The 15766-nt window shown below is 44.1% G+C and carries 12 protein-coding genes and 3 tRNA genes; 12 read left to right on the forward strand and 3 right to left on the reverse strand.

Translation table 11 applies throughout. The features are described 5' to 3' along the window. The first annotated feature begins 87 nt into the window (after positions 1-87). The 5 genes from cbl (at position 88) to ltrA (ending at position 3486) form a co-directional block, all read left to right on the forward strand. Entirely contained in the window at positions 88-1032 is a 945-nt protein-coding gene (cbl, locus tag AC0IXI_RS09415) for an HTH-type transcriptional regulator Cbl (RefSeq protein ID WP_064512024.1), read from the forward strand. Positions 1033-1256: 224 nt separating this feature from the next. Beyond that, positions 1257-1332, forward strand: a tRNA-Gly gene (locus AC0IXI_RS09420). 49 nt (positions 1333-1381) lie between these two features. After that, positions 1382-1455 (forward strand) — tRNA-Cys (locus tag AC0IXI_RS09425). Between the two features lie 12 nt (positions 1456-1467). After that, positions 1468-1554 (forward strand) — tRNA-Leu (locus tag AC0IXI_RS09430). Between the two features lie 579 nt (positions 1555-2133). Next, entirely contained in the window at positions 2134-3486 is a 1353-nt protein-coding gene (gene ltrA, locus AC0IXI_RS09435; RefSeq protein WP_471681983.1) for a group II intron reverse transcriptase/maturase, read from the forward strand. A gap of 305 nt (positions 3487-3791) precedes the next feature. Here ltrA and AC0IXI_RS09440 read toward each other — a convergent pair whose 3' ends face one another. The 3 genes from AC0IXI_RS09440 to AC0IXI_RS09450 form a co-directional block, all read right to left on the reverse strand. Further along, positions 3792-4394 (reverse strand): EAL domain-containing protein, encoded by a 603-nt coding sequence (locus AC0IXI_RS09440; protein ID WP_471683220.1) that lies wholly within the window; start codon positions 4392-4394, stop codon positions 3792-3794. Then, positions 4322-6016 carry an EAL domain-containing protein gene (locus AC0IXI_RS09445; protein ID WP_471682308.1) on the reverse strand — a complete coding sequence of 565 codons (1695 nt, stop codon included), beginning with the start codon at positions 6014-6016 and terminating at the stop codon, positions 4322-4324. The genes AC0IXI_RS09440 and AC0IXI_RS09445 overlap by 73 nt, the downstream gene beginning before the upstream one ends. A gap of 489 nt (positions 6017-6505) precedes the next feature. Then, positions 6506-6778: a hypothetical protein gene (locus AC0IXI_RS09450; protein ID WP_134186683.1), complete on the reverse strand. Its 273-nt coding sequence runs from the start codon at positions 6776-6778 to the stop codon at positions 6506-6508. A gap of 109 nt (positions 6779-6887) precedes the next feature. Between AC0IXI_RS09450 and AC0IXI_RS09455 the strand changes: the two genes are divergently transcribed. The 7 genes from AC0IXI_RS09455 to AC0IXI_RS09485 all read left to right on the forward strand — a co-directional run bounded on the left by AC0IXI_RS09455 (position 6888) and on the right by AC0IXI_RS09485 (position 15765). After that, complete coding sequence (locus AC0IXI_RS09455; RefSeq protein WP_064512021.1) at positions 6888-7472, forward strand: UPF0149 family protein; 585 nt, start codon at positions 6888-6890, stop codon at positions 7470-7472. A 323-nt stretch (positions 7473-7795) separates the two neighbouring features. Continuing rightward, positions 7796-9211: an undecaprenyl-phosphate glucose phosphotransferase gene (locus AC0IXI_RS09460; protein WP_424222292.1), complete on the forward strand. Its 1416-nt coding sequence runs from the start codon at positions 7796-7798 to the stop codon at positions 9209-9211. Continuing rightward, positions 9201-10487, forward strand: a complete 1287-nt coding sequence (locus AC0IXI_RS09465; RefSeq protein WP_471682309.1) for an outer membrane beta-barrel protein — start codon at positions 9201-9203, stop codon at positions 10485-10487. The genes AC0IXI_RS09460 and AC0IXI_RS09465 overlap by 11 nt, the downstream gene beginning before the upstream one ends. A gap of 1 nt (position 10488) precedes the next feature. Continuing rightward, the gene (locus AC0IXI_RS09470) at positions 10489-11046 is read left to right on the forward strand and encodes a polysaccharide biosynthesis/export family protein (RefSeq protein ID WP_064512018.1); all 558 of its coding nucleotides are present in this window, start codon (positions 10489-10491) and stop codon (positions 11044-11046) included. Between the two features lie 2 nt (positions 11047-11048). Further along, positions 11049-13187 carry a GumC family protein gene (locus AC0IXI_RS09475; RefSeq protein WP_471682310.1) on the forward strand — a complete coding sequence of 713 codons (2139 nt, stop codon included), beginning with the start codon at positions 11049-11051 and terminating at the stop codon, positions 13185-13187. Continuing rightward, positions 13184-14395 carry a lipopolysaccharide biosynthesis protein gene (locus AC0IXI_RS09480; RefSeq protein ID WP_471682311.1) on the forward strand — a complete coding sequence of 404 codons (1212 nt, stop codon included), beginning with the start codon at positions 13184-13186 and terminating at the stop codon, positions 14393-14395. The genes AC0IXI_RS09475 and AC0IXI_RS09480 overlap by 4 nt, the downstream gene beginning before the upstream one ends. Next, the gene (locus AC0IXI_RS09485) at positions 14392-15765 is read left to right on the forward strand and encodes a capsular biosynthesis protein (RefSeq protein WP_471682312.1); all 1374 of its coding nucleotides are present in this window, start codon (positions 14392-14394) and stop codon (positions 15763-15765) included. The genes AC0IXI_RS09480 and AC0IXI_RS09485 overlap by 4 nt, the downstream gene beginning before the upstream one ends. Position 15766: the final 1 nt, after the last annotated feature.

Here is a 15766-nt window from a genome sequence, read left to right on the forward strand (position 1 = left end):
CGAATAAGTTGCTGGTTTTTATTATTTGTTATATCGGGGTTGCCACTTTAACAATAGTGTAAAGAATGGTTATGCCCCGGGGGCAATGTGAACTTCCAGCAACTCAAAATCATCCGCGAGGCGGCCCGGCGGGACTACAACCTGACCGAAGTCGCCAACATGCTTTTCACTTCGCAATCGGGCGTAAGCCGCCATATCCGCGAGCTCGAAGAAGAACTCGGTATCGAGATTTTCATCCGTCGTGGTAAACGTTTATTGGGCATGACAGAGCCGGGTAAAGCCCTGCTGGTGATTGCTGAACGTATTCTTAATGAAGCCAGTAATGTACGTCGTCTGGCTGATGTATTTACCAACGACACCAGCGGTGTGCTCACAATTGCTACCACACATACTCAGGCACGCTACAGTTTGCCGTCGGTTATCAAATCGTTTCGCTCATTATTCCCTGAAGTACGCCTTGAGCTAATCCAGGGGACGCCGCAAGAAATCGAGATGCTGCTACATAATGGTACGGCAGATATTGGTATTGCCAGTGAGCGCTTGAGTACCGATCCCTTAGTCGTTGCTTATCCGTGGTTTCGCTGGTCACATACTTTATTGGTGCCACGCGGTCATCCACTGATCCATGCTAATCCTCTCACGCTTGATGATATTAGCCATTGGCCGATTATTACCTATCGCCAGGGGATCACTGGCCGTGCGCGCATAGACGAAGCCTTTTCCCGCCGTGGTTTAACGCCGGATATCGTTTTGAGCGCGCAGGATTCTGACGTGGTGAAAACTTACGTTGAGCTGGGATTGGGTATCGGTCTGGTGGCATTTCAGGCAAGCAGCGAGGAAGGGGAGTTAGTCAGACTCGATACTCGTCATCTTTTTGACACTAACACCGTATGGCTTGGATTGAAGCGAGGTCAGCTACAACGGAATTATGTCTGGCGCTTTATTGAGCTGTGCAATCCTGAGCTTTCTGTTGCCGACATTAAAAGACTGGCGCTAGAGCCAGAAGAGACGGTATTGGATTATCAAATTTGATTCCCTTTCACTGGTTAATGCATCAATATTTGCACGCAGTAGGGGCTTATTTGCTCGAACCGTGATCGGTACGGTGCAAAATTCAGCAAACGGAGTGCGATGACGGAAAATTTCATTGACTCATCGCGTCAGGTAAGTAGAATGCAACGCATCGAACGGCAGCACAGCTTGCCAGAAGATAGTAAAATCAAATGATTAGCTTTAAGGTTAATTGATTAGATTTTGCGGGAATAGCTCAGTTGGTAGAGCACGACCTTGCCAAGGTCGGGGTCGCGAGTTCGAGTCTCGTTTCCCGCTCCAAATTTATGTAGCAGAGTTTCTGTTACAGCCTGCGAAGGTAAAAGGTTTTGGCGCGTTAGCAAAGCGGTTATGTAGCGGATTGCAAATCCGTCTAGTCCGGTTCGACTCCGGAACGCGCCTCCACTTTCTTCCCGAGCCCGGGTGGTGAAATCGGTAGACACAAGGGATTTAAAATCCCTCGGCGTTCGCGCTGTGCGGGTTCAAGTCCCGCCCCGGGCACCATGGGAATAAAAGTAATAAAATCAATGATAAAGCAGTGTCGTGGAAACCACCTTCGGGTGGTTTTTTACTTTCTGCAATTTGAGTCAATGGCGATGGGGTGGCGACAGACTTTTAGACTGTGCTATCCGTGCAAATGAAACCCGCAACCTGCGGGTTTTTTTACGGTGTGCCGGGCATGCTCAGCAGCTCGGGGGTGAAAGTCCCCTGTCCAGCCTGATGGTGGTGAAGGACTAGTGAAGCGCAAGGGCGTCGCCGCGAGGCGGGGTCTGAAGGAAGCGTGGAGCAAAACCATGACCTGACGAACAGAAATCCAATATGAGGCCTACCCGGCAGGCGGAGCAAGCCGTTGATTGCGAAGGCCATAACCATCAAGAGCCGGGGTGGTAGATTGGGCAGGTGTGTGGTGAAAGCGGCTGAGCTTACCCCGGGAGGCCTGTCCGGCGTTCTGTATTCAGAACTGAGCGCATCGTAAGGTGCGCTGACCGGCGGACAGGAGTCAGCAGAGGGCATAGTAGGACGCAATGTCTGAAGGCCCGAACGGTAATGAGTGATGAGTATCAGCGGAGGTTCTGAACGGTCATGCAGCAGAAAACGCATCGCGGCCCTGAAATCCGAAGACGGGGTGAAGCCCCGGACGCCGGTTCTCAGGGGGCTGAAACCGTGCAGGCACCGACGACCAGAGAAAGTCCGTCGTCAACAGTATGGCTGATGGAAGCCATCTGCGAACCAGTCAATCTCAGGCAAGCCCTGAAAAGAGTGAAGGCCAATAAAGGTGCGGCGGGAGCCGACGGCATGAGCGTAAGCGAACTGCCGGAGTACCTGAAATACCACTGGCCCGAACTGAAAGCGCAACTGCTGTCCGGCAGCTATCGCCCATCCCCTGTAAGAAGAGTGACCATCCCGAAACCCGGTGGCGGCGAACGCCAGCTGGGTATCCCGACGGTGGTGGATCGCTTTATCCAGCAGGCGATGATGCAGGTGTTGCAGGCGCAATGGGATGCGTCGTTCAGCGACAGTAGCTACGGGTTTCGCCCCGGACGCTCGGCCCATCAGGCAGTGAACCAGGCTCAGGAATATATCGGGTCCGGGTATCACTGGGTGGTCGATCTCGATCTGGAGAAGTTCTTCGATCGGGTGAACCACGACGTGCTGATGGTCCGGATAGCGAAACGGGTGTCGGATAAACGGGTACTGTCACTTATCCGCAGGTTCCTGAACGCAGGCGTGATGGAAGCAGGGCTGGTAAGGCCGGTGACAGAAGGGACGCCGCAGGGCGGCCCGCTGTCGCCGCTGTTATCAAATTTGCTGCTGGACGACTTCGATAAGGAACTGGAGAAACGTGGCCTGAAGTTCGCCCGTTACGCAGACGACTGTAATGTTTATGTGAAAAGCGAACGTGCAGGCAATCGTGTGATGGCGGGACTGACGTACTGGCTGAGCCGGAAACTGAAGCTGAAGGTCAACGTGAAGAAGAGTGCGGTAGCGCATCCGGAGTCGCGTAAGTTCCTGGGTTACAGCTTCAGAAGAGGGAGAAAGGCGTGGTGCGTGGTGTCACCGGAATCGGTGAAGCGGTTCAAAATGCGGATAAGAGAACTGACGGGGCGTAACACGGGCAGAAGTCTGGAGCAGCTTATCGAGTCGTTAAAGCGATATATGATGGGCTGGGAAAGCTACTACAGGCTGAACGAGTGGCCATCGCTGATAAGAGAGCTGAACGGGTGGATAAGGCGCAGGCTGCGAAGCGTTCTCTGGAAACAGTGGAAAACGAGCGGCAAGCGCTTCAAAGAGCTGCATGGTCGGGGTGTGAGAAAAGACCTTGCAGCGCAAACGGTAGGGAGTTGCCATAAACAGTGGCGGATAAGCTGTAGCCCGGCGCTGAACATAGCCCTCCCCAATAATCTGTTCGTCAGACTGGGCCTGCCGGAGCTTTAGGCGGGTGACGATAAACATAACCGAACCGCCGTATACGGACCCGTATGTACGGTGGTGTGGGAGGAGGCTGGTCGTGAGATCAGCCCCTATCCCGATCCCAAAGAATAACGATCCCGGAGGCTGGGTTCTTGTGGTTGCTGTAGGATTGTCGTCTTCCTCGTACGCCATATTTCATCATGCCCAGCGTAGCTGCATGTCGCGCCTTTATTTTTAAGTCAAAATCACCCGGTAGCCAACCAGGATTTTAGGCTGCCGGGTGATTAAGCGGTTTCTGAGTAAAATGCGATTACTAACTTAATATTAAATTACAGTTCTGCTTGCTCAACGGGGATAGGTTTCCCAATATGGTATCCCTGTAACCAATCGATACCCATCTCAGTTAGCATTTTCGCGATTTCTTCATTTTCGACAAACTCTGCAACTATTTCCATATTTTTTAATTTCGCCATTTCGCAAAATGATTTAACGGCACAGTAGCTAAATGGATCATCAATGATGTTTTTGATAAAAGAACCATCGATTTTTAAAATGTCTGCATTCAGAACACGTAATCTGTCATAACTTGAGGAGCCTGTGCCAAAGTCATCAATGGCAATTTTACTGCCCGCATTGCGCAGACTCCTCAGGATGTCTGAGACATTTTCATTATCAAGAATTTCAGACTCAATAATTTCAAAAATAATACGGTAAGGAGCAATGCTGTACTTCTTGAATAATGTAGAGACATTATCCAGAAAGTCCGTTTGGTAAAGTGACTCTGGCGTCAGGTTGATTGAAAAATAACAATCAGGATCAGAGGTTTTTCGGGTCTGCATAAAGCGGAAGGTCTGTTCTATTACCGTGATATCCAGTGCAGGCAGCAGGCCACCTTTGCGGGCCAGGGAAGGAAGGTATCCGGGAAAATTAATTTTCCATCTGCTGTTTTGAGGCGAATAAGAATCTCATGGTAATGAATTTTACCCCGAACAGAGATGACGGGTTGCGCAGTGAGCACCGTGGATACAATGGGCTGTGCCATAAGCAACAACGATTGTCTGTCGATAGCTTGTTGCAGAACATCGCGTATCATCCCTGATTCAACAATGTTATCACCAGGAACTGTTGGGCTCAGAGATAACGGTCTTCCATGCAACAAAGAAATATAACTGTTAATATTTAACTGTTTTATTGCTTCTGATAAATTGCGAATGATTCTTTTATCACTAGTATAGGCCACCCCACAATTGAGCCCGAGGATAGATGTTTTCCATTGAAAGCGAAAAACCCTGAGTGATCTGTAAAATACTGGGACGTCCGGTAGCGTGTTCAGCCTAAGAATTATACCGTGACCAGGGCTGTAATAAACCTGGTCACAGCATGGCAATAAACCTGTTATATACGAACTTAGCGCTTTAACAAATTCAAAACGAAACTCCACACCATAAGTCTGTTCAAGCTCATTTAGCTCTGGGCAACGAATCAGGCATAATGCTTCTGCTGAGTGTTTATCTATATCCATACTCAGAGCCTGAAAATTTAGAAGCCCAGTGTTTGGCTCGGAGCGATATAATCTACTGACATGTTGGGAGTATTTTAGGTTATGCGCAGATATCACTCCTGTAGCAACAATTGTCAGGGAGAAAATGAAAATAGTTGTGGATGATATGATTAAGCTGTGTAGATGGTTGGCATCTGTAAGCGTATTTGCTATTGAAATATATCCATCAATATAATTTCCCAGCAATGCCAGTATGATAACCCATACAGGAGCTACCAAAGCATGCCCAATACGTACTGTCCCCCATAACATTACCGGCAATAACCACAGTAAAGAATAGTCGGTAAAAAGCAGTGTATTGAGATTTTCTGAAATCAGGCAGTACATAATTATGAGCAGTAAAAGCCACCAGATTGCCTGATATAAAATGGCTGGGCCTGATTTTACTGATGCCCTTACGTGTCTTAAATATTGAAGTCCCCATGCAGGTTTATGGCAGACCCGAAGCAAAAGATAGCAAAAGGGAATACCCGTAATACAAGAGTTCATCATCCATTGCAGGTTAATCAGTGTCTGCACTGTAAAAATTTCAGTGGCTGACTCTGGATCAAAATAAGTCTGAAGTGAGTGTTGAAAAAATATATATAACAGAGAGTTGCAGCAGACAAGCCAGCCTATGCGCCGCGGAGTTAACTGGCTACGCCCAAAACTGACCGTACCACGTTTTCCCGTGTTCCAGTAATACAGTAACTGACTGATTAATGCTGCTAGCAGCTGGGAAGTGAGTGTCAGTTTCGCTGATAATGGATGACTAGTGATCGAATAAAGGAAAAATATCCCTAGTATAGGAAGCGCCTTCTTTCTGTATAACACCAGCAAAGCAGAAATCAGCGGCAGTGTAAGGTCATAAAACCGGATTGTTGCATCTGCAATATGTTCCTGAGCGGTAAGGGACTCGGCCAGAAACTGAAAGATGAAAAATGCCACACCGGTACAAAAAGGGCCTATCATTCTTTTCAGTAAAATATCATCTTTGGCTTCTGCCAATAACATGCTTTATTCTCTGCTTAATAAGTTTATTTTTATAGTTGGATATATTTAATGTGTAAAATTACACATTAAATATGCCCGCAATCTCAGAATATTTCTTTACTGCAACTTGAAGGGGTGATATGCCGTCAAAAAGTTGGTTCTACATCGGATTGATAAAACCATCGTAATTAGCCACCCAAACAGATGAAAGAGATGTTTCTGTATCACATAAATAATCGTTCAAAACGTTCAATGAATCAATATAAAAATATTTTGTGATAGTTTTTTAAGGTCATTAACTCTAAAAATAACAGTTAAGACCTATCAAAACATCAATTGTTAAATTAATGTTATTTAATGGTTTTGGTATGTTGTATTGATGAGTTACACAAGCGCATGTGCAACGAAGACTCAATAAGTGATATCGGCGCACCAGGACTTTATCATTTTTCCTGGTTTAAATTTTTTCATATATTAACGTTAGTATTGGCTATGAATACTGATAATAAATTAATCACGAGTATTTGACTGTTTTATACTCAAAGCTTGTTTAGTTTGTGGTTTTATAATCGTACTCGTTTTGGCTTGCTGCACTTGTGCTATAGAGAAGACTGCTCTTTCCCCGCTATGGCTATCCAACGCCATCGCACTTACGTGTAAGTAGGCGACAACTCCCACTTTGAGCACCTTGATAATAAAATCAATGATAAGCCGTTCCTTCAGAGAACCTCTCGGTGGTTTTGTTCTTTTGGTGATCGGTATTTTATGAATCCATTCTGACAAATCTTTCATTCTTAGATGAATATCACGGCATACTACAGGCTGAAATCAATCGTATGAGTCTTTGTATCAACATTGACTTAAAAATCGCACAACTTCTGGAGAACTCAGTATGAATCAAGGGCCACTAAACGAAGAAGAATTGGAATGGCTGGATGATACACTCACTCAGTATGGTAACGATGACTCCGTACTGGATGTGTCCGAGTTGGACGGGATGCTCACTGCTATTCTTTCTGCCCCTGGAACGATTGAACTCACGCAGTGGCAAACTGCACTTTGGGGCGGCGAATCCCAGCTGCCTCATTGGGAGAGTGAAAAGGAGCAGCAACGCTTTAACGATCTCGCATGTCAGCATATGAACGATATTGCAGAACGTCTGTGTCATGCTCCTGATCAGTTCGAGCCGCTATTTGGTTTACGCGAAATTGATGGCAAGGAATACACCATTGTAGAAGAGTGGTGCTTTGGTTATATGCGTGGTGTAGAACTGAGTCATTGGGAGGCATTGCCAGAACAACTGGAAGCGGCGCTGGACACGATAGCTCTCCATGGGGATGAAGCGCACATTGCAAAGCTTGAGCAAATGACTGAGCAAGAATATGAAGCAAGTCAGGCAGCAATTGGTCCTGCTGCGTTACAACTGCATCGCTTCTGGCAAGAAAAGCGTGAGGCTGGGTCGGCGGTTTTACATTAATTACATGCAGCAAAGTCTTTCTTTTAATAACCAGGCAGCATTCGGTGTGCTGTCTGGCTTTTGAAAAAAACCTTCCAATTACCACAGCGAATTTCCATAAGTAAGTTAAAACAGCTTAAATCGCTGTGTTAACTTACTGTGGTAAAACAAACATCTACATGGCAAATTTCACTATTCCTAATAGTGTTTAAAATAACACTAACCACTAACACCTTCTTTTACAATTCTTAACAAATTCCCTTGTATTCTTTACATTTATGATATAATCAAGATGGGAAAGGCAAGTATCAACAACGATAATTCAATGAATAACGAGTCTACTTATGCCGAGAAATTCTTTGAAATTTACCCATGGAGGGTATCCAGTATTTATAAAGTTTGCTGATTTTCTCTTTATAAACTCGATTTTAATATTGAGCGCATTTCTATTAGCCATGGAATCAGCAAGTACTGTTTTGATGCTTAGCTTTCTTTTTTCTACCACTTTTTTACTATTTGGCGAGTACACTGAGCTTTATCTACATAAACCTAAGAAATGGAGCATACGTGGTCAGCTAAGATTGATCCTGTGCTCATTTTTAACTATTGTTTTTGTTGAGTTTGTCAGGTTTTCAGCTGGCGGACTGCAATCACTAGGTTATTTAAGAATTTTTGAGAATAGTTTTTTCCCAGCTACGCTCTTCTGGTATGCCATTCCACTGTTTTTACTCTATTTAATCCATTTAATTGTCCTTAAGTATTCAGCTAAGAAAAGCATTCATGTGGCTATTGTGGGAGTTACAGACAATGGTCTGGCGGCCGAAGAGGCGCTTCTTAAGGAATACTCGGATATGAAACTGGATTTGGCTTTCTACGATGAACGTGATGTTTCAAGATTCAGCACACTTATAGGCCAAATCAATAGCCCCTTTAAGGGGTCAGTAAGTGGCCTTGTTGAAGAGGCCAAAGCGGGAAGGGTAGATGAGATCTATATCGCATTACCGCTAGTGGCATTAGAGAGAATTCGTCACTTTTTGTCGATGATGTCAGATACCACGGTTAATACTTATATCGTTCCTGATTTTAACTCCTACAGTACTCACATGTCGAAGTTGCGCTCTATACATAACTTGCAAACGATCAGCATCCTGAGTTCTCCGTTTGAAGGATTTGGTTCTTTTATTAAGCGTGCCGAAGATTTAGTTCTTGGCAGCATTATTATGGTATTGATTTCCTCACTGTTATTACTAATTAGTATCGGGATAACACTAACTTCACGCGGGCCGATATTTTTCAAGCAAGACAGGTATGGTTTGAGTGGGCAAAAAATTAAAGTCTGGAAGTTCCGTACTATGCACGTGATGGAAAATTCTGATACGGTGGTTCAAGCAACAAAAGACGATCCACGTGTCACTCGTTTCGGTGCATTTTTGCGTCGCACATCACTCGATGAATTACCGCAGTTCTTCAATGTATTGCAGGGTAGTATGTCGATTGTTGGTCCCAGGCCTCATGCAGTCACACACAATGAACAGTATCGTAAGCAAGTCGAAAACTACATGATTCGCCATAAAGTCAAGCCTGGGATCACAGGATTAGCACAAATTAACGGTTATCGCGGCGAAATTGATGCACTTTATAAAATGGAAAAGCGTGTTGAATATGATATCGAATACATCCAAAACTGGTCGTTATGGCTAGATATTAAAATTATTATAAAGACTATTTTCAAAGGATTTGTCGGTAAAAATGCATATTAAATATTTTATTATTGCCGGAATGGTTTTATCGCCGCCGGCCATGGCAGATCTAACACCGAAATCACATATCGGCATTGCGGGTATTGATTTTCAGAGCAACGCTGGTGTGAATTATGGTTATGAAGATAATGTGACTTATCAGCCACATAAAAGAGATGCTATTGGTTCAAACTTTATCAGTGCTACACCTGAGTTAAGTTTAACCGGCCAAAGGTATCAGGATAAATACTTATTAATGTACTCAGGTGATTATCGCAATTATAACAATGATTCAACTGATAATTACAACGACCATTTCTTTCGTTTCAATGGCGCGTGGCGCTATGGGTTAATGCATGGCCTGATGTTAAATGTTGAAGATGCACTTGGACATGAAGACCGTGGTCGTGGCATTACTGAAGGGTTTATACCTGAACAATTTCAAGAGTTTGGCGTTAATTCTCCATTAAGCACTAACTTATTAAATAGTGAACTGCGTTATAGTTACGGCGCTCCTGAAGGGCGTGGCAAAGCAGAAGTTGCGTTGATTTATAAAAAACTTCGTTTCGGTAATACGCAGGATGTGCAGAATACTGACAATGATTTTTACAACTATATCCGGCAGCAGGAATGGCATCAAAACAGCCTCGTTGCTGAAATTTTTGACCAGTACACATCGCAAACGCGATTCCGTTATAGCTTTATTACCAACCAGATCCATTATGATCATGCTTCTGAAAAAGACAGTGACGAATATTATTTGCTTTATGGAATAAAATCACAGGTTACTGGTAAAACTAACATCGATATGAACCTGGCATGGTTGTATAAAACATTTGAGAACAATCCCAACTCACAGGATTTTAATGGGCTAAACTGGGATATTAAGGGCGAGTGGAAGCCGCTCAAACAATCTATTTTTACAGCACATACCTCACAACGCATTAAAGACCCTTCAGAAGTGGGGGGATATATTTTGGTTTCACAGTATGGCATTTCGTATCAACATTTTTGGTTCGATGACCGTTTCTCCACCTTGTTAGATTACTCGTACACCACAGAAGACTATAAGAAGCAAGATAAGGACAGAAATGACAAGGATGGTGTGTTCACCTTCACCATGAGTTATGACTTCAGGCCCTCTATTAACTTTGAGTTGAAATATCAAATAGATACATTGCGTTCAAATAAAGAGACCGATTCGTTTTATATCGGACCTGACGACGACAGAGAAGTCTTGAGAACGTTGGGTTATGACAATTCGCTGATTATGTTTACAGCTAAGGTGCAGATTTAAAATGAAAATAATGAAATTATGGGTATTTTTATTTTTCAGTGTGCTTCTGGCAGGATGTTCTGCATCTAAGCCGCCACTAATGGATAATCCTGATTCTGAATCAAAAGGATACCTGCTTGATGCAGGTGATGCCGTTAGTATTAATGTGTACGGCGAACCTGATCTAACAATGAAATTTATACTCGATAAAAGCGGAACTATTACTTTCCCTTATATTGGGCAACTCACGCTAAAAGGCAAAACTCCAGAACAGGTGAGTGCAGAGTTAACTAATCGTCTGCGAGGCGATTACCTGCAAAATCCAATGGTGACGGTTAATATTGCTGAGTTCCGAAAATACTATGTTTCAGGTGAGGTAAAAAATCCGAATGGATTTTCCTATGAACCTGGGCTCACAGTTGAAAAATCGATTGCGCAGGCCGGTGGCTTTACAGACAGAGCCGATCGCAAAGATATCAATATTCGCTTAGCTGGCACAAACCAATTGCTTGAGAACGTGGACGTAAGACATTCCGTTCACCCTGGTGATATCGTGATTATTGGCATGGGCTTCTTCTAACTATGAAACTATCAATAGTTGAAAATGGCAAGAAACGAGAAAGCTCTATCGATTTCTCCCGGTTTGCCAAGGAAATTAAAAGAAACAGTTGGAAAATCCTCCTCGGCGGTGTGATTGCTGGGGCGATTGCCTGGCCACTTATCAACATGATGACATCGAAATATGTCTCAACGGCGACAGTGCTGGTTAAGGCTCAGCCTGATAATGTCTCACCTTTCCCGCAAGTTGATGGCTATGACTCGACACGTAACGGCTACTACGAAACACAATATGCGTTGATGCAGTCACGTATTGTGCTTGCACAGGCCGTTCGAAATTTGAAATTGGATGAAAATCCAGATTTCAATGGCGTTAAATCAGACAGCAAAGATGCCAACACTCACGAAAATCAGCAGCAACGCATTGATAATGCGCTGAAAACTATGCTGAAAAATCTCACTATTACCAGTATTCGCACGACCCATCTGGCATCTATTTCCTATGAGTCACCTTCCCCAGAAATGGCAGCAAAGGTAGCTAACGGTGTTGCGCAGGCGTTTATCAACTATACGGCTGAGCAAAAGCGTATCAATACGCAGAAAGCTCGAGAAAGCAATCTGCAGAAAATGGACGATTTGCAAAAACAAATTGCCTTACAAAAACAGGCAATTGATGAATATCTCAATAAAGAAGGGTTGTTGACCTTCCGTGGTGTAGATGGTTTTGAAACAGAGCAGTTAGGTATTGTGACTAACCGTTTGGCCGATGCGACCCAGCGCCGCGTGGTTGCTGAATCGCTTTACAACGAAGTTAGTAAAGGGACAGGACAATCTCTCGAAGATGTCATTTCTCTCCCGGTAATTTCGGACCATGCGCAGATTCAGGACTTACGTATTGCCTTGATCCAGGCGAAACGTTCGCTTTACGAATTGCGTAAATCCTATGGGCCAAAGCATGCCAAAATTCAGGAGGCTCAGGCTCAGGTTCAGGCGATCCAGGATCAAACCTATAGTGTGCTGGGTGAGCTGGAAACTGGATTGCGTCAGCAATATCAGGCAGCGCTGGCAGATGAAAATAGCTACCAGAAACAGTTAGATCAGCAAAAAGAAATATTCCAGAAATTGGCAACCAAGCGCGATGGTTATAACAGTTTGAAATTGGCGCTGGATAAAACTGAAGAGTCATACAAAACGTTATATCAACGTACTCAAGAGCAGTCACTTTCGAGTAATTATGCTGAAGCGGATGCTGTATTGTATGACCCGGCAGTACCGGCTGAACGCCCATCCAAGCCTAATAAATCGCTGCTGTTTATTATGGTGGTTTTGTTAGCGCTGGCATTTTGCATCATGTACTTCATTGTGAAAGCGGCGATGGACAGCACGATTAACAACTTGAGCCAGGTGAAGAAGCGCTTGAACCTCGAACCACTCGGTGAGATTCGCCGCTATAAGGGGCTCGGGAGTCGTGCGCAAATCCGCGATATTATCTCTAATAACCCGCTCAATGCAGACATCATTCACAGCATCCGCACCCATATTATGTTGGATAATCGGCAGCTTCAGGCGATTACTGTGACATCAGCGGACCATGGTGATGGACGTACACTGCTGGCAAATCTGTTGGCTAACTCATTTAGCTTCGATCAAAAAACACTGCTTATCGACCTGGATTTTTACAATAACGAGGGTTTGTCGAGCGAACTTGCTAAGCATTCCGCGCAAGGTGTTGCCGAGTTGCTTCGTGGTGAAGTTACCTCCGAAAATCTGATTGTTAAAGTGAATGAAAATCTTGATTTCCTGGCGCGTGGTAATGCGACGGTTTCATCATTGCTCATGCTGTCATCAGAGAACCTTGAGCACTTAATGCGCGAACTACGCAGCAAGTATCAGCGCATTATTATTGATGCTGCGGCGGTGAATCAGAGCCAGGATAGCCAGTTAATTAGTCGGGTTACAGATGGCCTGATATTTGTACTAAAAGCAGGTGCGGCACCGGCTGAGCACATTATCCACGCGCTGGATAAAATCGAAACCAATCAGTCTGTTGTTATCGGCGTAGTCATTAATCAAGTTTTTGATAAAAATCTGGAAACCAAAGAGGGATTACGTTCACTCAACCTGCAAACTAATGAACTGATGAATGGCACAGGCCGGGCATGAGTTTACTGAAGAGCGCGTCTACAATTGCTGGTTCATCAGTCATTTCGCAATTGATTGGTGCGCTCTCTATTTGGTTGATTTCTCACAAATATGATCTGGCCGAGGTAGGGCTTTACGCGCTTAATTACAGTATTGCGCTGATTGGTGCCCAGGTATGCACATTTGCTTCGCAACTTTTGATTCCGAAGCAACAAGATGATGAACTAGCCCAAAACGTCGTGTTTTGTTTACTGCAAAGTCTGATTACTGCTCTCCCGTATGCTTTGCTAACTGCGTGGTTATTTGACCAGAATATCTTCTTCCTTTATTTGCTTACGCTTTCTAATACGTGGGTGTTGATATCGGAGAACTTATCGTTACGTACGGCTAATTTTGGCTTTTTAGTCTTTCAGAGAATATCTGTTTCCGTGGTGGTGGTGCTTTCTGTCATGCTCACCACACATGTTCAGGCGTTCTATTGGGCATGGGCAGGTTCAATGATGCTTCTGACGATTGGCTGCATTCTTTGCGCATTTGATTTGCGCTCGGTGACATTACAACATTTAAGTCCGAAAAATAATTTCGCGTTCTTTAATAAACACGTTCATCACATCACCAAAGTAGGCAGTGCTGAAGTGCTGGCAATGGCAAACGGTAATTTACCTATTATGCTGATTAACTTTTGGTTCTCTGCACTGACTGCAGGCTATTTTTCTATTGTCAGCCGTTTCTGTCTTGCTCCGGTGGTGATCGTTGGAAATGCCGTTCGCAATGCTATTTTTTCAAAATGGTCTATCGATTTTAGACATAACACCTTCAATTATGACGAGTACAAAAAAGTACGCTTGCTGCTGCTGGTACTGGGGGTTATTTGTACCTTAGGCGTATTTATTTTCTATCCGATAGTTATGCACCTTGGTTTTAGTGAAGATTGGATTAACTCAATTCCGACTTCGCGATATATGTTGCCTTATTTGTTCCCGGCTTTAGCTGTCTGCCCACTGACAGTGATTGAGCTTATTTTTGGCTCTCACCGTTACTTTTTACGCATTCAGTTTGAACAATTGGCTATCGTATTGATTTCGTTTGTTGTCGTACCCTATTTTTATAATGACTATGCCACATCAATCATTCTGTTCTCGGTACTAACATTCGTCCGTTATGCGTTTATTTATCTGAAGGTCAATAAGCGCGCCAACCTCTTAAAAGACAGACCGGTTGTATTATGAATCTTAATACTGGGCACTATTTACAGACCTACTCTTTAATTACCCTTGTGTTTTGTGGGGTGGCTCAATATTTCACCGGCTTATTGTCGGTGCTGTGGATCCCATTTTTCCTGACATTGCTGATGTTTAGCCTGTTGGTCATGCAAACGCGCTACGAAACATTACAGCTGGATAAGCAAGAAATAATTGTGCTCACGCTGTATCTCGTTTTCCTGGTCATGGCGGGGGTATCGACAATTTTGCAGGAAGGGGTAACGGATGCGATTGTCGGATTTAAAAATGAAATTGCACTATCTCTAATCATGCTCTGCCTGTTATTAGGATTCTGCCGTGAATCGCAGGTCTACCGTGTAACCAAAACTTTATACTGGGTATTTTACGCACAATTCCCGATGGTTCTTTACCAGTTGTTGTTTGTGGTTCCCCAGCGTGTGGCCACGTATGGTGAGGAAGATAAATGGGATTCAGTGGTTGGAACCTTCGGTGGTGACCCGATGGGCGGCGGTAATACTGCGGCCATGGGGCTGTTTTGCCTGCTGATTATGCTGTTGAAAATCTCTGAATTTAAGCACGGACTAACGACATTTAAATCAATGGCACTGCATATCATATTGGGCTTTGGCTTATGTATCGTTGGCGAAGTAAAATTTGTTATCTTGTTATCGCCGATACTCATGTGCTGGGTTTGGCTAATGCCAAGCTACGTTAAAGGGATGAGTAAAGTAAATCTAAAAGCATTGCTGCTGATTTTTGCAGGCATGGCTCTATTGATTACGTTTGCGATACTTATCCTGGCTTCTGGTTATTCATCTGCCTTTGGTAGTGACCCAACAGAGAGTTCATTAAGTGTCTTCCTGTCGTCGTTAGACTACATTTTTGATCCAAATTATATTCTGCCATCAGGGGAGGTGGGCCGCTTTACCACACTGACTTTTTGGCTTAAAAATAACGATCTTTGGGGGTTGTCGGGCACGTTATTTGGCTATGGTCTGAATGCGACAAACAGTGGCAGTATTGTCTCGCAGGGTTTTTTAAACCTTACCTATAACTTGATTCTGGATTCGACCTCTTTAAGTATGTTGCTTTGGGAAGTGGGTGTAGTAGGAACTCTGCTATTTATTGGCCTAATTATTTATACGCTAAAAATCGTGCAGCCTAAGCCCTTGTTGGATCGCGAGAAATTAGATCAACAAGACCTCCAGTTACTGAGTTTCTCACCTGCTTTTAGTGTTTTTGTTATTAGCTGTTTATTGAGTCTACCCTATAGCCAAATACTCACAATTACCCCAATGCTGCAATTTATTTTTTATTTATCGCTGGGTTCGAGTCTGGTAATTCGTCGGTCCGTTTATCGTTATGCGGAGCAATAGT

The organism is Buttiauxella sp. AC038 (assembly GCF_979253565.1).